Source organism: Halococcus sp. PRR34, from assembly GCF_028617175.1.
Lineage (GTDB): Archaea > Halobacteriota > Halobacteria > Halobacteriales > Halococcaceae > Halococcus > Halococcus salifodinae.
The window spans coordinates 114,223-139,045 of the sequence record NZ_JAQJDA010000008.1 but is presented as its reverse complement, the minus strand read 5'-3'; the positions used below and the strand labels follow the sequence as shown (position 1 = coordinate 139,045).

Annotated in this window: 20 protein-coding genes and 1 pseudogene; 12 read left to right on the top strand and 9 right to left on the bottom strand. The window is 59.2% G+C overall.

Annotated elements, in window-relative coordinates; genetic code table 11:
* Positions 1 to 41 precede the first annotated feature (41 nt).
* The 4 genes and pseudogenes from PHA81_RS11745 (at position 42) to PHA81_RS11730 (ending at position 5,970) form a co-directional block, all read left to right on the top strand.
* The gene (locus PHA81_RS11745) at positions 42 to 2,804 is read left to right on the top strand and encodes a hypothetical protein (RefSeq protein ID WP_273836928.1); all 2,763 of its coding nucleotides are present in this window, start codon (positions 42 to 44) and stop codon (positions 2,802 to 2,804) included.
* A gap of 102 nt (positions 2,805 to 2,906) precedes the next feature.
* Entirely contained in the window at positions 2,907 to 3,074 is a 168-nt protein-coding gene (locus PHA81_RS11740; RefSeq protein ID WP_273836927.1) for a DUF1931 domain-containing protein, read from the top strand.
* Between the two features lie 55 nt (positions 3,075 to 3,129).
* Positions 3,130 to 4,589 (top strand): annotated as a pseudogene (locus PHA81_RS11735) (DEAD/DEAH box helicase family protein).
* Positions 4,590 to 4,617: 28 nt separating this feature from the next.
* Positions 4,618 to 5,970 (top strand): DUF790 family protein, encoded by a 1,353-nt coding sequence (locus PHA81_RS11730; RefSeq protein ID WP_273836926.1) that lies wholly within the window; start codon positions 4,618 to 4,620, stop codon positions 5,968 to 5,970.
* Between the two features lie 587 nt (positions 5,971 to 6,557).
* On the opposite strand, the gene PHA81_RS11725 is transcribed toward PHA81_RS11730, so the two are convergent.
* Positions 6,558 to 6,989, bottom strand: a complete 432-nt coding sequence (locus PHA81_RS11725) for a PIN domain-containing protein (protein WP_273836924.1) — start codon at positions 6,987 to 6,989, stop codon at positions 6,558 to 6,560.
* Complete coding sequence (locus PHA81_RS11720) at positions 6,990 to 7,319, bottom strand: hypothetical protein (protein ID WP_273836923.1); 330 nt, start codon at positions 7,317 to 7,319, stop codon at positions 6,990 to 6,992.
* Between the two features lie 326 nt (positions 7,320 to 7,645).
* Here PHA81_RS11720 and PHA81_RS11715 point away from each other — a divergent pair, with 326 nt between their 5' ends.
* The 4 genes from PHA81_RS11715 to PHA81_RS11700 all read left to right on the top strand — a co-directional run bounded on the left by PHA81_RS11715 (position 7,646) and on the right by PHA81_RS11700 (position 10,174).
* The gene (locus tag PHA81_RS11715; RefSeq protein WP_273836922.1) at positions 7,646 to 7,972 is read left to right on the top strand and encodes a hypothetical protein; all 327 of its coding nucleotides are present in this window, start codon (positions 7,646 to 7,648) and stop codon (positions 7,970 to 7,972) included.
* Positions 7,969 to 8,178 carry a hypothetical protein gene (locus PHA81_RS11710; RefSeq protein WP_273836921.1) on the top strand — a complete coding sequence of 70 codons (210 nt, stop codon included), beginning with the start codon at positions 7,969 to 7,971 and terminating at the stop codon, positions 8,176 to 8,178. Before PHA81_RS11715 ends, PHA81_RS11710 begins: the two co-directional genes overlap by 4 nt.
* Before the next feature lie 779 nt (positions 8,179 to 8,957).
* Entirely contained in the window at positions 8,958 to 9,620 is a 663-nt protein-coding gene (locus PHA81_RS11705) for a hypothetical protein (protein ID WP_273836920.1), read from the top strand.
* Positions 9,621 to 9,904: 284 nt separating this feature from the next.
* A complete protein-coding gene (locus PHA81_RS11700; protein WP_273836918.1) occupies positions 9,905 to 10,174 on the top strand; it encodes a hypothetical protein in 270 nt (89 codons plus the stop codon).
* 82 nt (positions 10,175 to 10,256) lie between these two features.
* Here PHA81_RS11700 and PHA81_RS11695 read toward each other — a convergent pair whose 3' ends face one another.
* Positions 10,257 to 11,219, bottom strand: coding sequence for a PGF-CTERM sorting domain-containing protein (locus tag PHA81_RS11695; RefSeq protein WP_273836917.1), 963 nt, complete (start codon positions 11,217 to 11,219; stop codon positions 10,257 to 10,259).
* A gap of 635 nt (positions 11,220 to 11,854) precedes the next feature.
* On the opposite strand from PHA81_RS11695, the gene PHA81_RS11690 reads away from it, so the two are divergent.
* Together PHA81_RS11690 and PHA81_RS11685 are read left to right on the top strand one after the other, a co-directional pair.
* Positions 11,855 to 12,907, top strand: coding sequence for a PQQ-binding-like beta-propeller repeat protein (locus tag PHA81_RS11690; protein ID WP_005040949.1), 1,053 nt, complete (start codon positions 11,855 to 11,857; stop codon positions 12,905 to 12,907).
* 167 nt (positions 12,908 to 13,074) lie between these two features.
* Positions 13,075 to 13,812 carry a recombinase family protein gene (locus PHA81_RS11685; protein ID WP_273836915.1) on the top strand — a complete coding sequence of 246 codons (738 nt, stop codon included), beginning with the start codon at positions 13,075 to 13,077 and terminating at the stop codon, positions 13,810 to 13,812.
* 356 nt (positions 13,813 to 14,168) lie between these two features.
* Here the strand turns inward: PHA81_RS11685 and PHA81_RS11680 are convergent, their stop codons facing one another.
* Complete coding sequence (locus PHA81_RS11680) at positions 14,169 to 16,424, bottom strand: chromosome segregation protein SMC (RefSeq protein WP_273836914.1); 2,256 nt, start codon at positions 16,422 to 16,424, stop codon at positions 14,169 to 14,171.
* A gap of 165 nt (positions 16,425 to 16,589) precedes the next feature.
* Here PHA81_RS11680 and PHA81_RS11675 point away from each other — a divergent pair, with 165 nt between their 5' ends.
* Positions 16,590 to 16,787: a hypothetical protein gene (locus PHA81_RS11675; RefSeq protein ID WP_273836913.1), complete on the top strand. Its 198-nt coding sequence runs from the start codon at positions 16,590 to 16,592 to the stop codon at positions 16,785 to 16,787.
* Between the two features lie 341 nt (positions 16,788 to 17,128).
* Here the strand turns inward: PHA81_RS11675 and PHA81_RS11670 are convergent, their stop codons facing one another.
* The 5 genes from PHA81_RS11670 to PHA81_RS11650 form a co-directional block, all read right to left on the bottom strand.
* Positions 17,129 to 18,856, bottom strand: coding sequence for a hypothetical protein (locus PHA81_RS11670; RefSeq protein ID WP_273836912.1), 1,728 nt, complete (start codon positions 18,854 to 18,856; stop codon positions 17,129 to 17,131).
* A gap of 71 nt (positions 18,857 to 18,927) precedes the next feature.
* Positions 18,928 to 19,383, bottom strand: coding sequence for a helix-turn-helix domain-containing protein (locus tag PHA81_RS11665; protein ID WP_273836911.1), 456 nt, complete (start codon positions 19,381 to 19,383; stop codon positions 18,928 to 18,930).
* Positions 19,380 to 19,754, bottom strand: coding sequence for a DUF6516 family protein (locus PHA81_RS11660; RefSeq protein WP_273836910.1), 375 nt, complete (start codon positions 19,752 to 19,754; stop codon positions 19,380 to 19,382). The genes PHA81_RS11665 and PHA81_RS11660 overlap by 4 nt, the downstream gene beginning before the upstream one ends.
* A gap of 195 nt (positions 19,755 to 19,949) precedes the next feature.
* Positions 19,950 to 20,690, bottom strand: a complete 741-nt coding sequence (locus PHA81_RS11655; protein ID WP_273836908.1) for a class I SAM-dependent methyltransferase — start codon at positions 20,688 to 20,690, stop codon at positions 19,950 to 19,952.
* A 190-nt stretch (positions 20,691 to 20,880) separates the two neighbouring features.
* Positions 20,881 to 21,144, bottom strand: a complete 264-nt coding sequence (locus tag PHA81_RS11650) for a hypothetical protein (RefSeq protein ID WP_273836907.1) — start codon at positions 21,142 to 21,144, stop codon at positions 20,881 to 20,883.
* A 194-nt stretch (positions 21,145 to 21,338) separates the two neighbouring features.
* Between PHA81_RS11650 and PHA81_RS11645 the strand changes: the two genes are divergently transcribed.
* Complete coding sequence (locus PHA81_RS11645; RefSeq protein WP_337958932.1) at positions 21,339 to 24,680, top strand: DUF499 domain-containing protein; 3,342 nt, start codon at positions 21,339 to 21,341, stop codon at positions 24,678 to 24,680.
* The last annotated feature ends 143 nt before the right edge of the window (positions 24,681 to 24,823 follow it).

The following is a 24,823-nucleotide window of genomic DNA, read 5'->3' as shown; positions in this document are numbered from 1 at the left end:
GCTCGATCTATCCCCTATCCAGTCACCGGTGAGTGAGTAATATGACCAACGACACCAGTATGGACGGCACCAGTACAGACGACAGCAACGAGGCCAGCAATTCCCAGACAGCGATGGACACAGCAGACGTTCGGGAGTACCATACCCAACTCGCGGACACGCTTGCCCCACTCTGTTCGCTTGATGGTAATCCGACACTACTGGTCAACGATAAGAGAGGCTGGTACGTCACACGGGACAATCAAGCACAGGACGAGGACCACGACGGCGAGGAGTTTCCAAAGGAACGTCGAGCACGGAACTACTGCGAGGACTACAACAGGGTGGCTGCTACCCGAGTCGAACGCACACTCTACGGGCTTACGTCCTACAAATTCCCCGAGACGTTCGAGCAGTGGCAACCCGCCCGATTCGACCAGGAGAGAGGCGACAACGGCGAATACGTCTACGCAGACCGCAAGCCTGCGCCACTTGCCGAAGACATCGCCGCTGTCGCTGTCTGGGGTGATATCGATCTCGAAGACGACCTCAAACTCCAGCGTCCCGACCTCGACGAGGAAACCTACGACATCGCCGAAGAAGCCTACGAAGCATACATCCAAGCGTTCGCTGACCTCTACGGTGGTCGTGACGCGGTGTACATGCTCGACAGCGTTGGTGGAGCGTATATCTTCGGCGCACCGGAGGCAACGCTACCGATCGTTCGGTACTACGCGGACGATGACGACGCGCGAGCACGCGTTCTCTCCGAACTCATCGACCGCTCCAACGACTATCTCGGTGAAGCCCAACAGCGCATCAACGCCGAGATTGGAGGCGCGAGCGAGGTCATCGATCCTGATTGGGCGAACAACATCAACCGCCAGTACAAGCTGCCGCTCACGCTCCACGGTGACCACGACGCGGTCGTCACGCCCGTCGATGTCGGGGACGTGCGCTACCGCGAGCCGACGCCAGTCGATGCCGTTGACGAGGACCTCCGCGAAGCAGTCCAGGAGTGGTGTGAGGAGTTCACCGCGGTCGAACACGAAAAGCGTGTCAAGAACCTCGTCGAGACACTCTGGGCTGAGGAGTACGACGAGCGGGAAGGATGGGCAAGTGCGCTCGATGAGTGGGTTGAAGCCGAACGTGAGCGCGAGCGACGAGAAGAGCAGCGCCGGCAGGCCGCCGCCGAGCGCCGCGAGCAGCGTCTCGACGAGCTCGCAGACGAGCAGGGTATCGAAGGCCAGCCGATCACGCCGTTCCTCCAGGATGTCTACGACGCACTCGATGGGATCGATACCGCAGAGGTGGTCCGCCACTACGCAAGCGACGAGTGGGATTCGGGTGCTGACATGGCCAACAAGACCGAGTTCAATCCCTCGTGGCGATCAAGCAAGAGCGGCCGATCGTGTTACGTGAATCACGAGACGAATCGCTTCGGCGATCCGGGTCAGAGTGGTGGGGGATACGCGGTCAAGGCGATGGCACTCGGTGAGAAGCTTCTCACCGATGCTTCGCAGAATCTGACCGGCGAACAGTGGGGCGAAGCCGTCGATGCACTCCGTGACGCCGGGTATGAAGTCCCGATCTGGACGCCCGAGAAGGGTTCGCACCGCCGCGACGGCAGCACCTACGATCAAATGCCGTTCTGGGCGATGCGGAAAGCCGCTGTCGCCCTCGGAGTGCTTCCAGAAGCCGGATTCACCCTGAAAACCAACGACGATGGCGACGAGTATCTCGGCTTCCCCGGCATGGAGACGTACAACACCACGCTCGATGAGATCGAAGACATCGGGTTAGAGCACGGTCGCGAGCGCGCCTCCGCGACGGGTCCACCAGGAGGTGGATACGGTGGGTCGGACGTTCCAGCCGACCTCAGCACGGTTGAGCCAGCCCATACTGTGCGCCTCAGTGACGACGAATTGGTGGAAAAAGCCCACAACGCAACGAACGGCGAGAAGTTCGAACGGCTCTGGACCGGCGACACGAGCGATTACGATAGCCGGTCGAAGGCAGATCTCGCTCTCTGTTGCCAGCTCGTGTTCTGGACAGCCGGTGATCCCGACTGGATCGATCGCCTCTTCCGGGAATCGGCTCTCATGCGTGAGGAGTGGGACGAGCAAGCACAGGAGGGTGGAGAGACGGACGGCCAGACCTACGGTGAGCAGACGATCGCGAACGCGCTCAGTCAGACAAGCAACTACTACGGGACCGAGCGGTCTGACCAAGACGTGTCATCTCTATCTGAATCAGCATCCACGTCGCCAGCACCATTGTCGTCATCACCGTCATCGACTCCGGAGGAGACAGTAGCGTCAGAACCAGCCTCGGGGGCTGGATCGGCGAGCGATTCAGGTCCGTCATCCGAATCGGGCGGAGTTGCCTCTCCCGACGACACGACAGTGGCCTCTGCCCCTGCCGATGCGGCTAACCACGAGCAGACAGTGAGCCAGTCCAGAAACGCGAACAAGAACGAGTCTGATAGTGAGACAGCGCAGGATCCGTTCCACCAGCGCCTGATGAACACTCAAGAGCAGGTGTATGAACTCGAAGCCCGGATAGACGAACAGCAAGCACTCATCGAAGACATGCAGGAGCAGCTCAGGGTGGTTACTCAGCGTCTCGATAACCAGCCATCCACGACAGAAGCAGCGAGAACCCATCAGTCCGAACACGATTCCGTCGATCATGAAAATGAGCGTGACGATGAATCACCACCTCAAACGAGGACGGCAGCCGATTCTGACGAGGAAGAGCCAGAAACAGACTCAATATCGGTCCTCTCACGTGCTCGGGACCTCGTCGGTGGGAATAACGATTAGCCACAGTTCGCTGAGTCAAACGATCTTGCCAAGCCGAGGTGATGAGTCTACTTTCACCACGCTTCGATGAGATATAAGTACGCATCGGTGGAAGGAAAGTGCATGGCCGATCTCATCGTCCACTCGACAGTCAAAGAACAGCTCGCAGATCAGAACGTCTCGTCGGACTTCTACGGCGCGCTCGACGACGAGGTATCGGAGCTTCTCGCCGACGCCGCCCAGCGAGCCGACGAGAACGACCGCAAGACCGTCCAGGCACGCGACCTCTGATGCGGACATTCCCCCGGCGTGGTCGTTTTCGCCGGGGAACGGAGTAATCCACAAGATGCGGGTCGAGTTCGACGGGGGACGCTCCTGCTTCGAGAGGCCAGCGAAGACGTTCCGTACGCGGAGTGGGATGACCGGGTTGAGGAGTACCGCGCGCCAGCGTATCGCTACCGCCCCTTGCTCGAATGGGCCGACGCATGGAGTGGCGATGATTCCAGCTCTGACGCGCAGGAGTCAGCCCACCAAGAGACCATCCAATCGGCTACTGTTCCAATCAAGGATACGGCTCGGGCCTATCCTGCCTTCGCGCTTGATCCGGCGCTCCAGATCGAACCACGCGAGTACCAGCAGGCGGCGCTCGATGCGTGGCGAACCCATGACCGTCGCGGTAGCGTCGTGCTCCCGACCGGGAGCGGCAAGACGTTTCTCGGTATCCAGGCGATCGCCGACGCTGGTGTCGCCACGCTCGTGGTTGCGCCGACCATCGACCTGATGAACCAATGGCATGCGACGCTCACCAACGCCTTCGGCGACCAACTGCCCCGTCAGAGCGGAGATGAGCCCGAACAGACGGTCGGCGTACTCGGTGGCGGGACTCACGAGATCAGACCGGTTACGGTGACGACCTACGACAGCGCGTATCGCTACATCGACGAGTATGGCGACCAGTTCGGCCTCCTGATCGCGGATGAAATTCATCACCTGCCAGCCCCGACCTACAGGCAGATCCCGGAGATGACCATCGCGCCGTACCGTCTCGGGCTCACCGCCACCTACGAGCGCGCCGACGATGCTCACGAACTCCTCGAAGACACTGGGCTCATCGGCCCGGTCGTCTATGAAGAAGAGGTCGACGAGCTCGCCGGCGAGTATCTCAGCGAGTACGAAACCATCCACATGCAGGTCGAGTTGACCGACGACGAGCGCTCACAGTACGACGAGGAGTACGGCATCTACCGTGAGTACGTCGACACGCACGACTTCGACCTCTGGAAAGCCGAGGGCTACCAGGAGTTCCTCGCACACACCTCCTACGATACCGACGGGCGTCGAGCGCTGATCGCCAAGCAACGCGCCGAGGCACTCGCGCGCACTGCGGCGAAGAAACTCGACACGCTGGACACCCTACTCAAACGTCATCACGACGACCGGACGATCATCTTCACCGCGAACAACGACTTCGCCTACGAGATTTCCCAGGAGTTCATCGTCCCCTGTATCACCCATCAGACCAAGACCGACGAACGCACGGAGATCCTCGAACGGTTCCGCACCGGCGAATACTCGATCTTAGCGACCTCGCAGGTGCTGGACGAGGGGATCGACGTCCCGGCCGCAAACGTCGGGATCATCCTCTCTGGGAGTGCGTCGAAACGCCAGTACGCCCAGCGCCTCGGTCGGATTCTGCGCCCCACCGACGAGCGCCAACCCGCCCGGCTCTACGAGATCATCGCCACGGATACGATGGAGAACTACGTCTCCCAGCGCCGCCGCGAAGGCGTCGAGGCAGAAGCGTGACCGCGACCAGTAGAGTGAGAGAGAAGCCATGCTGACGGCTGATCTCGCGCGTTCACGGACATCCGACGGCGAGGTGACGCCACTGTTCATCGACTCCGATGATGCACGCTATCGGGAGACGGCGAGCGAGTTGATAGAGCTGTTCGAGACGCACGTTGGTGAGCCGAAAGCCGACCTCGATACGGCGATCGACCAGCTGACAGTGGCGGATACCGACTACAAGATCATCCAAGGGCTGGCGAAACTGTTGCGTGACGAGTGCGACTTCGAGACGGTAGCGGCAGCCGAGCCGCGTGAGATCCGCCAACGGCTGTTCGAGCGGGCCAACGACTCGTATCCAGTGATCCGGCAGCCAACGCTCGATGCTGACACTCGTAAGCTCGACGTCTACACGGCGGTCGCCGACGACCTCGGCATCTCGCTCGCGGAGTGCCACCAGGGGATGTATGCGGATCTCGACACGAACAACCGCCTCGTGCGCTTCGGTGATCAGGCCGCCGAGTCGGTGGAACTGGACACCGATGGAACGACCAGCGCGACCCAATTGACTGGCCAAAGCGAGGAGGCGTACGAAGGCAAGCCACTCACCGTCGAGTGGCTGTTGCATCGGTACAACCTCGCGCTCGCGCAGGCGGTACTGTACGACGCAACCGAGTTGCGGATCCAGGTCTGGGACCATTTTGCGACGGTGTTTAGCTACGTGAAGCTGTTCGGGCTGATGCACCGGATCCATCCGATCGACGAGCACGGCGAGCGCGTATCGAGCACGGACCTCGCAGACGGATACGAAGCGATCCTGGACGGCCCAGCCTCGTTGTTCCGGCAGTCGCGCAAGTACGGCATCCGGATGGCGAATTTCCTGCCCGCGCTGCCCCACTGCGCGCGGTGGGAGCTCACGGCGGAGATTCTCACCGACGAGTCAACCAACGAAACACGAGAATTGACGCTCGATCAGACAACGGGACTCCAGACGCACTATAGCGGTGGCAGCCAGTTCGATAGCGACCTCGAACGAACGCTCGCCGACAAGTGGGAGCGGGCGAACACGGAGTGGGAACTGGTCCGCGAGGATGACGTGATTGATCTGGGGGCGGAGGTACTGCTGCCGGACTTCGCGCTCGAACACCCCGACGGCCGCCGGGCGATCCTCGAGATAATGGGCTTCTGGACGCCGGAGTATCTCGAGGAGAAACTCGCCAAGATCCGGCAGGCCGATGTAGAGAATCTGGTGCTCGCGGTGTCCGAGGAGTTGGACTGTACGAGCGAGGACATCGATCTCGGGGCTGACCGAGTGCTCTGGTTCAAAACCGGCATCCACGTCTACGATGTGGTCGACCTCGCAGAGGAGTATGCAGTTCAGGCACCCCCTGTTGGTCTCTGAGTAGGAACTGCCTCGCTGCAACTAACATCCGCTTCAAGCATCTCGAAGAACTCGATGTCGACCTCGTCGAGCGGAAAGACGGGACTCAGATCCGATTGGCCGAGTTCGACTTGACTCGGATATGCACTGGTAGGAGGCGTTCTCATAGGGTCGGCTGGAAGTCCTTCCGGGATCGACCGCACGACAGTGTACGGTCGTACCGGTAACCGGTTCCAACCGACCCTATCAGAGTACGCTGGTCGACACGAAGAACACTGTACAGAGTTCGCTCACGGAGTCCTTGAGCGTGCAGAACGTGACGATCTTCTCGACCAAGCAGGACTGGCCAAGCCGGAGTTCATCGAGTATCCGGAGACAGGACTTGTCGAACGGAATTGCAGAAAACTGTTCTAATCAGTCGCGAAGCTCTGCGACCGATTGGCCAACCTCCCGGACGTGTTCACTCCGCTCAAGATCAAGTTCCTCGGCGAGGTAATCAACCGTCTCTTCGAGGCTCATAGTGACACGAAGTCTGTCGAGCGGTATGAACCTAGTGTAGAGCTTCCACGATACACGGAATAGCTCGGTCAGGATCGACCAGTGTGGGCTTATCCATCCTCGTCTTCGAGGCCCAGCGCGCGCTCGACGAACTCGCTGGTCCAGATGTGTGGGACGAGGCTCTGTTTCTCGAACGCTTGGTCGTTGCTGACGACGGTACCGTCGACGGCCAGCACGCCGGCGGCATAGAACGTATCGTCGGGATCGTATGCGCGCATCTCTCGGGCAGCTTCGTGAAGATGAGGAACCATTTCTCCGCGAGGGATGACTTCGATGTGTCGAAAGAGCTCCTCGATCAGTGCGTCGAACGCTTCTTGAGAAAGGCCGCTCTTGTCCCGAATCTCGTCCCGGTGGGCGTCGATTTCTGCATGGACGTACCACGGCGTGAGTACGTCGTCTGCGGAGATTCTGATGGCCGTTCGAACGGCTCCATCCTTTGCGAGCGCGGAGACGACGACGTTCGCATCAACGACGAGCCGCATTCAGGTTGCGTCGACATCTGTGAGATTCCGACGCTGTGATTCCTCTTCGTCTTCTGTCCCGTCGTGAGACGTTTCCGCGTCGGACTCGCCTGTCTCGAGGTCTTCTTGGGCCCGCTCGGCGGCAGCGGCGTTAATCATGGTAGCGAGTTCGTCGACACTCTCTTCGTCCAACTGGCTCTCCGAAGCGAGCTGGTTCATCCGCTCGACATCATCGAGCATCGACCGGACGTGTTCGCGGACGACGTGGCTCCAATTGATTTCCGGATGGCCCTTCATGCGTTCCTTGAGGTCTTCGTCCATCCGAACGGTGAAGTTCTCTGCCTTGCTCATATCGAGATGTAAGTGCATGCACTTACAAAAGTCTGTCCACCTTTCGGAGAATGCGGTGGGTCCACTTCCACAGCACCACCGACCAGAACCTCACGCGCCAGCGCCGGCACACCAACGAGTACGCAACCGAGGCTCTCGGGATCGCCCCTCCGGCATCGAAGTGTATACCGACAAGCAGACCGGCACCGATCACGATGGTCCCGGCGGTCTCATGTGCGCCACCAAACCCGGCGATGCCGAACGTGTTCGGGGTTTCCAGTCGAGATACTGCTCACCACCGAAGAGCATGCAACCCTTCACGAGTATCTCGTAGTTGAGGAAGAGTCATGACCGGGAAGATCATCTTCAGCGATCCGAGGACGCGCCAGCAACTCCAAGACGAAGGCGAGGTCGTCACGTTCCGTGTGGACCAGCGCACGACCGGCCCGACATGGTGGAGCGAGTCACGCCTCGGCGAAAAAGAAGGTGACGTGCTCGTTGAGGAGATTGATGCGGTTTCACCGACGCGCGATGCACTGGAACCGTACCGCGACCGGAGCGGCTTCGAGACGGTCGATGATTGGATCGACACCATTGAGCGACTCAACGACAACGTCCCAGAAGAAGGGTATCTCTATCGGGCAACAGCTGAACGCGATGACGGAGGGGCATGACCAACGGCACGAACGAACCACTCCCGGCGCGTGTGAGCGAGTACGTCATCGAGAACCGCGACGCCCGGTGGTACTCCGCGAATGTGACCTCAACGAATCCCGCCGCTTCCAAGTGTTATGTAGATGATCGGTTATTCTATACCGGTTTCGCCGTCGATCGCGTTGGTAGCGCATGGCTACTCGCAGTGGAGCTCAAACAGGATTGAGTGGCCCCAAGTGACCCCGAGTCGCCACTCAACGATGATGTTGAGCGACTCCAGTCGGAACTTTGCCATCTAGTTGACGAATACCCCAATCTCCCTTTCTGACGGTCACTCCACGCTGTGGGTCGGTTCAGGCTGTCGGTTCTCCCTGGAGACGGAACGGGAATCATTCGAAGACCGTCTCGAATCCAGCGGGCCACCGATGGAGAAGCCACGTAGACTGAGGATTTCGCGTGCTTCTCGGAGATCGTCAGGGGACCGAGGTGTGATTTCGAGTTCACCATTGCCTCGACCGAGCCACCGGTGCAAGTTTCCCTTCCGCTCGAAGTTGACCGTCAACTCGCCGTCGCTCGCATCCAGGCTCACGTCATGGATGTTGGATAGTGATATTGTTCGGACATGGATGAAGAGCATCCATATCATCCCGAGATAGAGCGCCGACAGAAACACCACCAGTCCCGTTTCGATGTTGATTCCGGGCCCCTGCTGGGATACCTGAAGTAGATACTGGAAATACCGCCCGAACACCGAAACGAGGCCGAACGCCTGAAACCCGAGCTTCGCCCGTTGCCACGAACTTCCCTCTCGCCACCGGGCATACTGACCAGTGAGGAAGAGCCGCGGTGTTGATCGGACGGTAAGTACGCCGGTACGGATCGACACGATGCCGTTGTTCGTCCGAAAGCTCCACGAGCCCTCGCCCATCGGCCACATCTACTCCTTGATCTGCTAAAAATCCCGGTGACGGAACGACTAATTGGCTCCACTGCCGAACTGAGAACATGGTAGCAACGGATGAAGATGCCTCCGTCCCTCCAGAGGCAGCTGCGGTTGCTACCCGCTACAAACGGCTCGAACGCCCGATTAGTGGTGTACTCGCGCTTCTCATCGGTGCAGCGGTGGTCCTCGCGGTCACAAACCTCCAGCTCGTTGTTGGTCTCGGTGTCGCTGTTGGACTCTTAGTCGCGTTTCGTCTGCCGATTTTCAAGAGCAAAGGAACCGCCGTCCTCGAAACGGATGGAGACGTTGAATCCGTCCAGCGTGAGTTCACGAGCGCGACTCCACCAGTGTTGCCCTTCCAGTGGGGTATCGCCGACAGCGTCGACTGGAACGGAGACGATGTCATGTACGATATTTCGTATCTGTTCGGGTTGCGATCTGCCAGTATGGCCGTAGACATCGCTTCAGGCGAGAAGTCTGACGACAAGGGGGTTTCTCCGATCGAACTCCGGATCCAAGCCGAGGGGAAACCCTGGGCAACGTACAAGGTGTCGATCCATGAGCAGGATGGGATGACCAGAGTGGCTATCGAGTGGACGTCGGATCGCCGATTCGGTCTTCGGCGACTCCCTCAGCGCTTGATCGCCGAGCGATACCACGCGGATGCGCTTTCTGCCCAGGGCTACACCACGATCGAGAGAACCCGCTACTCCAGTATCTGGTGACTCCCGGAATTGATGGTAGAAGGATCTGCGGTCTGTTTCGTCTACTCTCGGGAACCGGTCTATGACATCCTTAACTACTGGAAATGGTGGTGGGTTGCTGGGCTAAACCGACCCCTTCTCGATCACTGTAACGGGTTCTCTGAGCACCGCCGTTCATCACGCCGATAGCGTCGAGACGGTCATCAATAGCGAATAGCCGAGAAGAACAATTAACTGTCTTCACAGTAATGGTCCCGCTGTCACATTCGTCGAATGAATGAGACACGGAGGAGAATGAACAGGCGATGACCGCCACCGAATCGAACTCGCGGCGGCAGCGCGTTCAGGACGCGCTTGCAGCCCTGTTGAGTGCCGACGAACACGACAACAGCTATCGATATTTCCGGGCAGCGGACATCGTGGATATCGATTCAGAGCTCTCGGCCGCAATGGTGGGTTCGTACCTCCCGCGAATCGAGGCAGAGTCGCCGCTGTCGAGCGGGCTCATCGTCGAACGGTACACCGAGCGACGATGCGGGGCGTCGTTGTGGATCGTCACAAGAGAGAACGCGTGACCGGGGGCTCGTAGTGTTTCGGGTTCATTACGGCTGATAGTGCCCTCTTATCGACTGACACGGGAAAAGAATCTGGGGTTACCTATATGCGCTGCGTGAGAATGAGGGTGCTCAGGATAGCAACGACGGCAATGAGAACGCCGAAGCCGGGTCCGCTTCCTCCGGTTCTTTCACTGGTCGCTGAGTCCGTGGAAACGCCAGTATCTGCCTGTGTCTGAACCGCTGCCGATCCATTCGATCCATCCGCTCCTCCTGCAGCCACAGCCGTTCCACGGGGTGTCGGACCGAGACCCTGGGCTTCTCGTACGTCTTCGCCGATTGCGATGACTGCGTTATCGATAATGGGTCCTTTCTGGATCACCCTGTCTCCACTCATCAGATATGGAACATAGTATGGTGTATCCGTGGATCGATTCGAGGTGAGAAAGTCAAATTGATTATTGTTGTTCGTGTCGCGGTGAAGTTCCGCACTTGCAACGTCTTGGCTCTCGGTCAGCTGGGAGCGATCGAACTCTTTTCCGGACGCGTTGAACAAGTCAACAGTCACATTTCGATGGGTGCCGGGATCGAGGTACTCTGAGACACCAATGATACTCGCGACATCGACCGGTTGGGGAGTGAGTTGCTCTGGCGTTTGGGGACTGCCGACGGTAGTCGTGGGCGAGCGGCGTTCGATCATCGTCTCTGAAGTCGGAGGCGAGGGATTGGGGCTAGAACTGGAAGGTGTCGCTGTGTTCGATATCGCTTCATGAATAACGATGAACCCACCTTCGGGGAGTGTCGCTGACATTACGATGACAGTCGTTCCATCGGACTGCTGATCACCGAATTGGATCGAGCTTCCGTTCTGTTGTATCGTTTGATTCGCTGCGGAGGTGTTCGTGATCGCGTTGTTCTCCGCTGCGGTGCTGATCTGGGTGGCTGGGATTGCACCCACGGTAAGTATAAGGAGAATTAGGAAGAACCACGCGCTGAGAGATGAGGTGGACGACATGTATCTTCTCGTCACTGCGAATATGATAAATGCTTTCTGGAGGTAGGTCACTGAATTCCGGTTCCGACGTGACCGCACGAGGTTTCGCGTCGCGATCTCGCCGAACTCCTCTCGACCGCGAATGTCACCGTTGAGCCTCGCGTCTTCACTGGTGTCGAGATCGACGGCTGATCGAGGGGGAGCGGCCTCATACGTATCCTACCTGCGCCGTGGCGGGGACAGCGTGTGTCGGAGCGCGTCGAGTAGACAAATGAAAATCAGCCATCTAGCTGCCGTCTGTGGACCAAATGCACGTTTAGCCTTACGAGCATTTTTTGCAGTAGTGCAACAAACGAACACGCATGAACCGTCGGCGGTTCCTCATCGCCCTCGCTGCTGGATCGGCCATCGCTGGCTGCCTCTCAGACGCTTCAACTGAGGGAAACGGGACGTCAGATAACAATTCAGCGACGACAGCGGCGACCTCCGAACCCACCGACAGGGTGACCACACCAGTCGAGAGGTCGACCAGAATCTCGGATCGCTCGGCAACCTCTCCATCGGAGACGAAAACCCATACACCGAATGGTCCCTCAAGTCAAACGACAACTTCTGAACCGGAATCCACAACGCACGGGCTGCTCTCCGGACCGGACGAGCGTGAAACCCGGACACCGCCCGGATCGCCAGCACTTGACCCTAATGGTGTGTGGCCGACCTTTCGGTTCGATGCGGCGAACTCGGGCTACAACCCCGAAGGAACGGGGCTCAAGCAGGGAGAGCAGTATTGGCGACTCGCTCCCACCGGCGCGGCCACTCTCACCGACGAGACGCTCTTCGCCGTCACCAACGGCGAGGACTATCGGACGCTCACACGGCGCGATCCGGCGACCGCCGAGGTTCGCTCCCGAACTCGACTCGTCGACTATGGGGTGAATCCACCACCGACCGTCGCCGGCGACCGTGTTTTCGTCACGACGTTCATTGAGGCGTTCTGCCTCGCCACGGACCGCAACACCGTCGTGTGGCGTGGCCCCGAAATGGACGGTATCCAGGCCCCACCGGCAGTGTCCGACGGGACCGTGTTCGTCAACAGCGGCGGATTCGAGGCAACCGCGCCGCAGTTGCGAGCGTTCGATGCTGCGACAGGTAACGAGCAGTGGCGGTACGACACGGGGAACAGGTCGTACACGACACCAGCCGTCGAAACCGGTCGCGTGTTCATCGCCAGCAGCGCGGGCCTCCATGCTGTCGATGCCACCAGCGGTGAACAGCTGTACTTCGTTGCGGATGTCGGAGGAGAACGAACGGTACCCGCGGTTGCAAACGGGAGCATCTATATCGTCACCCACGGGCGCAGCGAGGACGACCAACTGGTCGCCGTCGACGCGGCCGATGGCTCCGTGCAATGGCGCGAGAGCTTTCCGGACCTAGGTTATGGGTCGCCCGTTATCGCGGACGACATCGTCTACGCAGAAGGGGAAAACGGCGTGGTAGCTCTCGATGCGGCCAGCGGCCAGCGATCGAGAATGATCGGCGGAAGCGGCTCGCCCGTCGCCCGCGTCGGTGAGGTTCTCTACACAACCGATGGAGGCACGCTCGTCGCGCTGGATGTGTCCGGCGGCCAACTCTGGTCACATACGACCGAAGAGGTACAGATTCAGGACACCATCGGTCAGGACATCCATCATGTCACGCCAGTCGCTGGAGCCGTCTATGTAAGCGCTCATGACGGGTTTCACGGCTTCGGGCCTGCTTGACCATTTGGTGTGGCAGCCACAGCCGATGATAGTGTGGACCGATTGTCGGATCGGAACCAGCCCTTTCTCAACCCCCCCCCCTGTCAATAACCACATGGCTACTGACAGACTGTCAGTAACCCCGGTTCTTTATATGCAATCCACCCTGTCAGAAAGACGTCCCCAGAATGGCCCGCTACGCCACCTATATCCGAGCCTCGACCGATGATCAGGAAACCTCTCACCAGCGCGACGCGATCAACGAGTGGCTATCGCAGCATGAGGTTGATCCGTCAGAGATCGATCGGTACATCGACCTCGCCCAGTCGGGGGCCGACCCCGGTCGCGAACAATTCACCGAGCTTGTCGACGCGATCCAATCCGAGAGCTATGAGTATGTGGTCGTATGGGAAATCTCTCGCCTCGCACGACTCGGTAGCATCTCCCAGCGCTTCTTCGAGCACTGCGAGGACGCCGGCACTACTGTCGCGATCACGGATGGGTGGGTCGAGGAGGTCCGCCCCGATGGGACGGGAAAGCTCATCGCCGACATCTCCGCAGCGGTCGCCGAAGAGGAACGACGTCGTCTCACCAAACGGATCGAGTCGGGAGTTTCCCGCGCGCAGCGCGAGGGCAAGTGGCTCGGGCGAGTCCCGAAGGGCTTTCGCCGTGATAGCGAGGGCTACCTCCAGTTGATTCACGAGGCCGACCGGGATGCTGGCGAGATCAGCTACCTCGAGATGCGCAGCGCGATTGAGCGTGTCGACGCCGGCGAATCGTACCGATCGGTCGCAGCGGATACGCCGAACATCGGACGATCAACCATCATGAGCATCGACAAAAACGAGGACCGCCGCGCGTGGTATCTCGACGCAGAGGCTGAAGACAGGCGAGTTGAACAAGTACTCGCGAACGCCACACATTGACGCTGAAACAGCTCATCATGAACAAGACCGATGCCCCCGGTTCGAAGGGCCGATTTTACTGTCCCTGCTCGTCTAAGACAGGCACGAGCCGTTGAAGATCGACCACTATATCTAGTGCTCACAATTTGAGTTCCTCGTCAGTGACCGCATCATCGGCCCTGCCAACGTCGCGCTCAATGTCAGTGGTTGCCGAGTTCCGATGCCACCATCGACCCCCCGTCCCAGATGCAGTCAACTGACGATCTTTGTGAGATACTGAGTCTGTCTCGTCAGTCCCCCGGTCGCTTTTATTCCCCCGCATCCGGAACCTTTCGGTTGACGACCGGATTCATGATCGACCTCCGCGCGCTCGCCGCTCAGCGACGACGGTTCTCCAGACTGACCCGTTCGAACGCCTCGGTTTCGCCCACCTTGCGCTCCAGCAGCGAGGCGAGATTGTCGTTCGCGGTGGCGAACATGATTTGTCGGTCGCCTCGGACCGCGAGTTCGATCACGAGATTAAAGAACGACAGCGTATTGAGATCATCTAGGTGCGCGAACGGCTCGTCTAGCAGCATCAGCGGCGGCGCGGAGTCGTGTGCGAGGTTGTTCGTAACGAAGATCGCCAGCACGAGCGCCGTCCGCTGGCCGGAACTCATCTTATCGATCCCTACCACCTCCCCGTTTTGCCGCCGGACGACCTGGAGTTCCTCGTTTTCGTCGGTGAGTTCGACGCGCTTGAAATCATATGGTCGTTGGAACACTTTGAACAGTGTCGTGACTATCTCCGTGTACTCCCCGAGCACCTCGCCGAGACTCTCCTCGACACCCGTGAACGTCTCCTTGAGGTAATCGCGCGCCTCTTCCAGTCGTTCAATATCATCTTTCAGGCGGTCGATCTCGTCCGCCTTTGCCTCGATTTCGTCCGACAACTCCGGGGCTGGCTTCGGCACGGCTGCGTCCGTCGCCTCTTCGACTGCGAACTCGAGCATTCGATGGTCGGATTCGACCGCGAGGCTGGTGTCGAGAAGTTCCTCCGGCCACTGATCTTCGAGCACATCGAGTCCCCGCTGAACGGCCGACAGTCGATCTTCGTAGTCGTCGATCTGTCGCCGTATCTCTGTGTTTTGTTCGAAGTCGCGTATCTCCGAAGTTTGCTCTTCGATATCGGCCTCGATCTTCTCTTCTATAGCTGACAACACTTCATCGGCCGAACGGTTGTAGACAGTCTGATTCTGTACTAGTCTGGCGACGACCTCCACCGTCTCGGGAGTTGCCTTTTGGGACAGAACCCCATCCCTGCCGTCCGTGACGAGACCGAACAGTCGCGGAACATCGTCGAGTCCACACAGGTGGTCGCCGTGCCGACGGATGTCATCGTCGATAGTCGCCAGCTCGACACTTTCTACGACCTCCAGCGCTTGCTCGACATTCCGCAGCGACTTATTGAGACTTTCCGGAACACCCCCCGCATCGTGTGTGTGTTCGGACTCTTCACGTGTCCGGATCTCCTCGGCAGACTGTTCGACGTAACAGGCTGGGCAGTGTTGAACGTCTTTATCGTCTGTGATCTCAAGGTACTCCACAGTGTCGTCACGGATCTTTTCACGGAGTTCTTGCCGGCGTTCCGCCAGATCACCGAGTTCCGCTAGCCGGTTGCGGGTCTCCTCCAAGTCCTCTTGCCGTTCGCGCAGTGCCGTCTCGACGGTCGCGTACCACGGCTCGGAGGACTGTATCGACTGAATCTCGTCGACTTTAAGATCTGTTTCCTCGATTCCCCGGACAAGTCGACGTGCCTCCTCGCGGCCGGTGTTATTGGCGACGAAGAGGAGTCCAGTGAAGAACGTCGAGAACGGTAGTTCTGTATTCGTCTCGAACTCGACGTGATTCGCAACCTCAACGACTCGCCGACGCTCGTCTTTCAGTTCCCGAACATCCTTGAGGTCCTTCTTTCTCTTCTTGATAAGGTCCACCTCGTCGTCAAGTCCCAACCGCAGGTCGCGGGCGGTCTCCCAAGTCAGGTCTGACGTCGTGGCATCGAGCGCCTCCTCAACCCGCTCGAACCGTCCCATCCAGTCTCGCCATCGTGAAATCTGTTCACTTGGCGGCTCCTCGTCTTTCCGTTCTCCCCCCCTTCCCGAATCGTTGTCTTCGACGAGTGCAGACGCTGCTGGCGAAAGATCACGTCTGGCGCTCCCAAGCGTCGAGAGCGCCTCTTTCACCTCGTCTCGCCGGTCTTGGAGTTTCTCTCGTTCCGATTCTCTCTCCTTTATTTCTTCTCCCGTATCGTCGATTTCCCCGTCGAGCAGGTCCAGAAGTCTATCTTTCTCTTTAGTAGCGTACGCAAGGTCTTCGCCGTAGAGGAAGTTCCTGAACACTCGCTCGATCTCCAAGTCGGTCGACGGTTCGAGCAGTCGCGTCGTCTCGCCAGCCTCATGATAGTTGACGCGGTAGAACTCGACATGCCGTCTTGCCCGTCCCTGTGGCCGGAACCCGAACCAGTCGGCAACTCGGTCGTTCACTGATTCCGAGTCCGTCGGTAGCGGTTCGTTGTCCCCTTTCAACGTGACACTCAGCTCGCCGTAGGTGTCAACACGGTCGTCGTCATGGCGTGTCTGGCCGACGAGTCCCATCGTGATCCCGTCGAGCAGACTCGTTTTTCCAGTTCCGTTACGGCCGTAGAGCAGAGTGAACTGCGACGCGTTGAGTCGGTCTCTGGACGCATTCTCTCGGAAGTCTCCCAGTTCGACAGTGTCGATGGACGGCGGGCGGTCGCCGGTCGTCGGCGACGACGGGGCGTGAGCGGCACCGACATCATCCATGTCAGTCTCCAGCAGTTGCTCGAACTTCTGGTCGAGGTTAGTGCTCTGATCGAGCAGGAATCCCAGACCGTTGCCGGTCACCCGCTGGACGAGCGCGTGGCGTCCGAATTCGTCGTTCACCTTGGACAATGCCCTGCGGCTGTGCTCCAGCGGGCGGAGGAACTCCTCCAGTGATTCGCGGGGGACACACCGCCGGATGGCGAACTTCGTTTCTCTCTCAAATTCGCGCCGAAACTCGTTGTCAAGCTCACTGTCGTCCTCGTAAACCCAGAAAAGCTGGATGTTCCACTGGTTCGGCGTATCGTCATCGTAGAACTCCAGTTCGAGCTGTCGTGTGTCCGTCTCCAGTAGCGTCTCCCAGTCGTGGTCGCCACCCGTCAGCAGTCGGACGAACAGTACCTGGTTATCGAATCCCTGTTCTCGCCCCCGTTCGATCCGGTACAGCGAGTCAGCGCTCTCTACCGGGTTGACCTCGGTCACCTCACCGATCTCATCTAGTAGCGCGGGAGTGTCGGTCATCGATCTACCTCGACGAGTCCGACCGGCGAACCGCTTGCAGTGACGTCTTCAGGCTGGAATTTGCCTTTCGTCACGTCCTCAAATCCGTCGATTCGTTTCAGTTCCGTGTCGTCGGGCGATACCATCAAGACGAGCGGTCTGAAATTCCTGTCCTCTTGGCAGTGCCACAACCTAGCGATGTCGGTGAGACGTTTCCGCCGTGTTCCCGGTGTCGGATCGTCGAGCCGCGAGAGCGAAATGTCGACGCCGTCTTCATCGTCGTCTGTCGCGTTGATTGGAATGTCCAGCGGTCCACATCGGTCGGCGAGGTCGATGGAACGACCGTACCTCCCGCTGGCGGCCTCGAACGTCTGGAGGAGCCGTTTCGTGTTCCTTGCCACGCCGCTGCCGCGGCGGTGTCCGTGGGCCGCGAACGAGTGCCCAAGTTCTTCCTGCCCGTTCGCTCGGAGGTTCTCAAATGCCGCCAACGGCACGTCCCACCTCTCCTCGAAACTGTCCACCTCGTCTATCTTGAGTCGCCAGAGTGTGACCGCCGTGACGAGTTCTGCGTCGCGTGGCAGGTCGGGCAGTCGTCTCTGCCGTTCCGCCCGTTTGCAGTCCGAACACGTCCGACAGTCGCAGTCGTCACATATCTCACACCCACACTCGTCTATTACCTCCGGCTGTTCGTCATACGATGAGCCGTCCCAGGCCCGTGTACACAGGATCTGGGGCTCCGGTCGGAGTCCCTGTGCCGGGGCGGGGCCGTTCCCCTCGCGTCGCACACGCAGTCTACTCACCCCGTCGTCAACCAGTGTCCAGACGTACTCGGCGCGGTCGGACGGGTTCACACCCTGGAGACCCCCATTGTTGTACGTTCTGTCGTAGTTGTCGAGTGACGACCACTCTCGTGCCTTCGTGTATATGCCTGAGTACCCACACTTTACCTCATTCCCGTTCACGCGTTGGACGGTCCCCCAGTTGGCACAAATGTACGTCACGTCGTTTCTATTATTGAAGATACGTGAGCGGAAGTCAGTCCACTCCGAGTGGAACGGCTTCGGATTACACTGTGGGTGGACGAGGATGTTCCCTCTTTGGGCGTAGGTAGCGACTTGATCCCGAAGGTCATCGTCTAGCAGGTCCGAACAGGTCCAGACGACGACCCCCGCTCCGCTCGGCGGCCCGAAGTAGTAGATCCGGTTACCCGTCGCGAGGTTGTCGGCCTCGTTCGGGTTGGCTCCCTCGCTCATCGGGGAGTTCTTGTACTGGATCACGACCGTCGGCTTGTCGACATCGCCGAGCGCGTCGGCTCGCAGTGGGACGATTGTAGGCGTGACGAACTCCTTACCGGGGTCGTCCGGCACATCCTCCCCAATCACGTAGAAGTTTTCGTGTAGGTTTTCGACTGTCTCCTGCATCTCCTCGATCCCCATTGGGCGACAACCAAGGACGAACAACGGACTTTCGTCGGCAAACAGTTCGTCGTGCTCGTACACCCACTCTATATTGTAACTCCACTCGGGGGCAACCGCGAGGTCAGAGTCGTCCGCCAGACTCAGGAACGACTCTGCCCTCTGTTTCACCTCACTCGGTCTGGGCAGCGACCGAATGTTTTCGACGACTGTCCCGGGCTGCCACAGCACGATGTCTTTCTCGCGGCTGTCCTCAAAAATAGAATATGTACTCCTCTGGAATCCTCCAGCGATACTGTCGACCGACTGAATATCCTCATCGTCCGGCATTTGAAGAAGGATTTGGAATCGGCGTATTTAAACTGTCCGTACAACGGTTGCCCGATCGCCGGGGCACTGTCTCAGGCAGCAGCAGGTTCGTCGGCGTGATCGCCATCCGACGAGTCGAGTGAGATAGCGAAATCGAAGACGATCTCGTCGTAGGCGACGATCGGCCGTTTTGCGTTCCCCTCTTCGGCGAACTCGACGATACCGTGGGCAGCGAGCTTTCGGAGCTGGTCATGGACGTTTTTCTTATCCCGGTCGACCAGCCGCGCTGCTTCGCGAATGCTCGCCGGCTCATGGACATTCAGCGCGCGCAAGAGCGCGAGCGTCGAGTCGGTGAACACCGCTGTCGCGGTGTCCACATCCGGAAACGAAAGCGTCGGATGGTCGGTCCCACTCTCGTCGCTCTGCTCGTCGGATTCGACGGTGACACGCAGCGTCCGCGCCCACTCCTCAGGCACGGAGTCGGGATACGTCCCAGCATGCTCCTTGCTCTCCTGTTCGCGTCCGTTCTCGGTGTCGTTCTCAGTCATATGTCGTAATCCTCCGGTGATGGTCCGAATGGCTCGACTCCTGTTTCCTGAAAGAAGCGGTCGTAGACCGCTGCGACTGACCCTGGAAACTCGTACTCGGAGTTGAGATCGCCACCGACATGGCGGTGATGGGTTCCGTCGCCGTGGTCGTTGTCGTAGCGCAGCATCGTCCCCTGTTCCAGGCCGATCGGCCACTCGACATCGTCGGGTGGATCGGTCGGATCAGCGACTCCGAAGTGGAGCGCGTAACACGCGCCAGGCGGGTACCGGTCGCCAGCAGCGGGATAGATGAACTTGTAGCGGACGAGTACGCCCGCTTGCACCACCTTCCGTTTCTCATAGACCACCTCGGGACTCTCATCATCGGCCATCCTCTATCGTTGGTGCGGACGCCAACGTGATAAGTTCGTAGGTATGGGCACCAACGAATCCGGCCAATATTGAAATGGGTAGTGCGATCGAACGTGTCAACGAAAGAGCGTCGCAGCGATCGATCGCAGCAGATTCATCGAATATTGGTCGATTGACGCGCCTCGACGACGTCGCCATAATCCCAGAGGCCACCATTAGGGCGTAGCGACGACGAGGACGTATGGCTCGGCGCGAGCCTCCTGGCCCACTCGTTGGACCGATGTGACGGTGAAGCCGGCCTGAGAGATGCGGTCGGGCCAGTATTCCTCAGGAGCTGCGGTCGTGTCCTCGGGAATGATCGGGAGTTCGAGCACGCCGAGCGTTCCCTGAGGTGTACAGACACGATGGGCCTCGCGGAGTGCTGGTCCGACCTCCGTCGCGGGAAGGTCGTGGAGCACCCGACACGCAGTCACCACGTCCTGGGAGTCGGTCGCTACGGGAAGCCGAGATGCGTCCCCAACGAGGGGCGCGATGTCGACGCCCGCCGCGCGGCCGTTGCGCCGCGCGAGTGCTGGACCATTCCCGAGGATGATGCGGTCGTCGAACACGTCGAGGCCCAGCAACGTACACGAGTCGGGAACGCTGGGAGCGAGACCGACGAGCGACCGCCCGGTGCCGCACCCGATGTCGAGCGCACGGTCGGCTCGTGCGAACGGTAGCGCGGACGCAAGCGCGTCGTACGGTTCCCGGTCGAGGGCCCACGGAGGTGGGGACAGCAGCCGTCGCACCGCCGTCGCTCCATGCACTGTCCCACCGACCATCGCCACCGTGGCGACCAGACGGACCCATCTCGATTCACTCGTTCGCCGACATGCTCCGGCGGGAAGGATCACAGCGAGTGCGATCAGGATGGCCCGGAGTCGTCGCCGCCAGTGATAGAGCCCGAAGTTGTACATCGGTTCTCCGTGCCGTGCGACTCGCCGGGAGACCCCTTCAGTACGCCGATCATCGCTGGGCAGGGTTCTGTCATCTGGCCGCTGGTCATTCAAGTGATTCTGGCGACAAGGTAAAGATACGAGAAACGTTCGCGCCCGGGTTCTGTTCACTGCTGATTGCGTCTGACTTGGAAGAATAGCCCGTAGGTCACTATTCGAGAGTGGCGAGAACGCGGATATCGGAGTCGGCGTGGCGCTCGCGCTGCGTGTGTGCGCCGTGATCGCGGAGGAACGCTTCGACGCGGTCGGCGAGATCGGCTGCCTGCTCTCGATCGATATGAACGACCAGAGTCGAGCGTTCCCGGTCGCTGTTGTCGATGACGAGCGAGTGTTCGTTGAACTCGTTCGGGTGGCGATAGGCCTCGAACTCGTCAGCGAGATCGTTGAGAGTGCGATCAGACGGGGAGCGATTCACGATTCACCCGGACATTGGCCTCGGTGCGGTATTACAGCTGTCGGCTGACGTGCGGGTGAGGGTGGCTGAGTGGACGACGTTCTGGTCTCCCTGTTCAGCGTATCAAGTCCGAGGGTTCTGGGCCGCGGGTCAGGAAGGAGTACCTTCTGACACAGTGATTTAGGCGATTGGTGGTTTTAAGACAGCGGGAATTCATGTCCTCAGATAGGATGAGCCTACAAGAGGAAGAAGAGGTGCCCGCACTCTTCGAGGCATGCCAGCCTCGTTCCGACGTTATCGACGGAACGTTAGAAGAGGAGCAATTCGCTGCGAATCTTGCCACTGTCGCCCATGAACCGGAAGAGGCAGCTCCTGTGTACCGGAACGCTGCTGAATTTTTCGACACGACGTATCCAACTGAGGGGTTGACAACCCTTCTAAGCAATCTCGGTGGACGGTTTCAAGCCGCTGCTGATCGAGAGACTCACGGTTACAAAAGTAGTATTCTATGTCTGGACACAACCTTCGGGGGCGGGAAAACACACGACCTCATTGCCTCTTACCACCTTGCTACCAATCCAACTGAGATCGAGAACCTCTCCAAGTTCGTCGACGAAGACGAACTCGCAGGTGATTACTTAGATTCAGTCTCCGAAGGGCTCGCCGCAAATTCAGCAGTATTCGTTGGTGGCCACGTCGACGCTCGTAGTGCCCGAAGCAGTCGTACTGATCCTAGCGCTCCGGATACGAACACGATGTGGGGCGAGATAGCGTATCAGCTGTTCGGTCTCGATGGTTATCGAGAAATCGAAGACTACGATCGAGATCGCCAGGCTCCCGGGCAGAATACACTGAAAGATCTCCTCGAACAGAGTGATCACCCTTCAGTGGTCCTCATCGACGAGATTGCGGAATATCTTGAGGATGCCTCGACGCTCGAAGTCGGGGGAGCAACGCTCGCCAGCCAGACTGTCTCCTTCATGAAGTCGTTGTTGGAGACAGCGGCTCAGGTAGATGCGCTCACCGTCATTTACAGCATTGCGGACTCGGCGTTCAAAGAGGAGGCCGAGGAGGTTCGGGGACTGGTTGATGAACTGGACGCCGTCGTCCAACGTCAGCAGAAAGTGGTCACGCCGACAGGTGAAACCGAAGTCGGGGCTGTCCTCCAACATCGTCTGTTCGATGAGATCGACATCAATGTTGCATCGACGGTGGCAGAACAGTACTTCCACTTCTATGACGAAGCCCCGCGGCAGTTCCCTCAAGAGGTCAGTGACGACAGCTATCGCTCGAAGCTCGAACGGGAGTATCCCTTCCACCCGACCGTCATCGAAACGCTAACTGAGAAGATCGACACGATTCCAGACTTCCAGCGGACTCGCGGAGCGCTGAAACTGCTAGGACGAGCAATCCACTACCTCTGGAATCATCAGCCCGGCGAGTACGACCGTCACTTCCTCCGACTCTACGATCTCACGCCGGCAGACGACGCTCCAGACGGGAGTATTCGAGCAACACTCAACGAATCTCTGTTCGAGTTCGTCGACCTGAGTGCTGCGGTGACCGCAGACATCTACACGCGGGACGGGACCGCGCACGCCCAACTCGAAAATCAAAAATGGACCGAGAAGGGGATTGCGGCGCTTGGCACACACATTACGACCACGGTTCTCTGGAACAGTCTCGCATTTGGTGAGCAGGCGTCTGGGATCGCTCGCCGTGGCCTCAACGAAGCGATCGGCCATCCCGACATCTCGTTTGACCACTACGATAACGCGCTGAAGAACCTCGGCGGCGACGACATGAACGTCGCCTGCTACTACCTCTATGACGAGGACCAGATCCGATTCAAGGCCGAACCGAACCTAATTCGGATCATCGACCAGCGGATTCAGAACACCTCCGAGGAGCAAGCCCGGAGTCGGTTCGAAGCACGGTTGGACCGTGAGGTCGGAAGCGGGGGATTCAATATCGAGATGTTCCCTGAAGAACCAGCGGACGTAGCGGATGACGGCTCTACACCCACGCTCTCGATCATGCACATGCTCACGGCACCTCTGCAAACGGAGGGGAGACAAGAAACCGAAGTCCCCGACAAGATCCAGGAACTGTACGAGAAGACAGCGGCGAAACACGGAGGGACGATCCAGAGTCGGTCCTACAAAAACTATGTCCTGTTCCTCGCACCCGACTCGGAACTTCTCGAGAACGCCATCGACCAGGCGACGCGGCTCGAAGCCATCGAGGACCTGCGGGATGACTCCCAGCAGACGGCTGATCTCTCCGACGAACAACTGCAGGAACTCCATGACAGAGAGGACGAAGCACGCGGCCTCCTTGGCGAGAGCGTTCGGAACGTCTATCGGCACCTGTTCTACGTCGAGGATGACGGGCTAACGCACGTGACCATCACGTCCGTCGACGCTGGCGGCGGGACGAAGCTCGTCGACGCGGTCCGAACCACCCTCGAGGACATGAACCGGATCATCCGGGACGACGACCAGCCCAAGGGAAAGGTCTGGTTCGAGCAGAAGCTGTGGCAGAGCCAGAAGCGCCGGATGACGGCAGCGGACCTGGAAGCACAGTTCGCTCGGAAGCCGGGGCTGCCCTTCCTCTTAAGTGCGAAACCGCTGCGAAAGACCATCGCACGAATGGTCTCGGATCACGAGTACGCCTACTGGGATAGTGAGACGGGAACAGCGTACTGGAACGCCCAGTCCCAGCCAGACAATTGGCAACACAACGCGCCACTCCCGGAGTCACCGGACGTCACGACCTCGATTACCGATTCACAGGTCAAGATCGGCGACGAGTACGAACTCTTCGGGACAATCGAGGATCTCCTCGATCAGCACGCCGACGAGATTCGCCCGCCGGAACTGACGGAATGTGCGAACTGCGGTAAGGACCTCCCGCCCCAGAGCACCCACAAGCTGTGTAAGGAATGTCGAAACAAACCCGCCGAGTGTGACGACTGCGGAGAACAGGTGGACGGCAAGACGAAAGCCGACGAGCCCGTCCTCTGCGAGCACTGCAAAATGGGTCCCAGTGGAACGTGGAACAAATCCACCGGTTCGATGAGCGCGAAGCGGGCCTTCAGCGAAATTCGGGGGCACGCCGTATCCCAAGCCGGCAGTGATGCGACGCCGGGAATCGACTCACTCATCGTCCAGATCGAAGGCGATCAGCCATTCAAGCACGGATCCTTTGTCGCGCAACGATCGCCCGTCAAGTCCCGAAATGAGTCCATTACCGTGGATCTCGACTACAAGAGCCGTGCCGAGATGGGCAACGGCGAGGCAACCTTCAATGCTAACTTCACCGGGCCGCTTGACGCCTTCACCACGCTGAATCAGAGTCCCGAGGGCTTCAGCGACCGGGCAGGTGGTAATCAGAAGATCAAGCTGAGCTTTAAGTTCCAGATGGACGAACCGGAGGCCATCGACGGCGACGAAGACGACGTGCTCGCCCAGCTCGGTGACGAACTCGACGGGACGAACATTACCGTCAGAGCGCAGGCCGACGGACCGACGAACATCGAAGGTGACGACTCATGAGCATTCAACGAGACGAGGAACGAGCAGAGGCCTTCGCCCTGGGAAGTAGCGTCTACGGTGGACGTCCCACGTTTGCTCTCGTTCGCGACGAGACAGGGAACGAAGCAACGATCACGCTCTACGAACTTCTCCCGACTGAACAG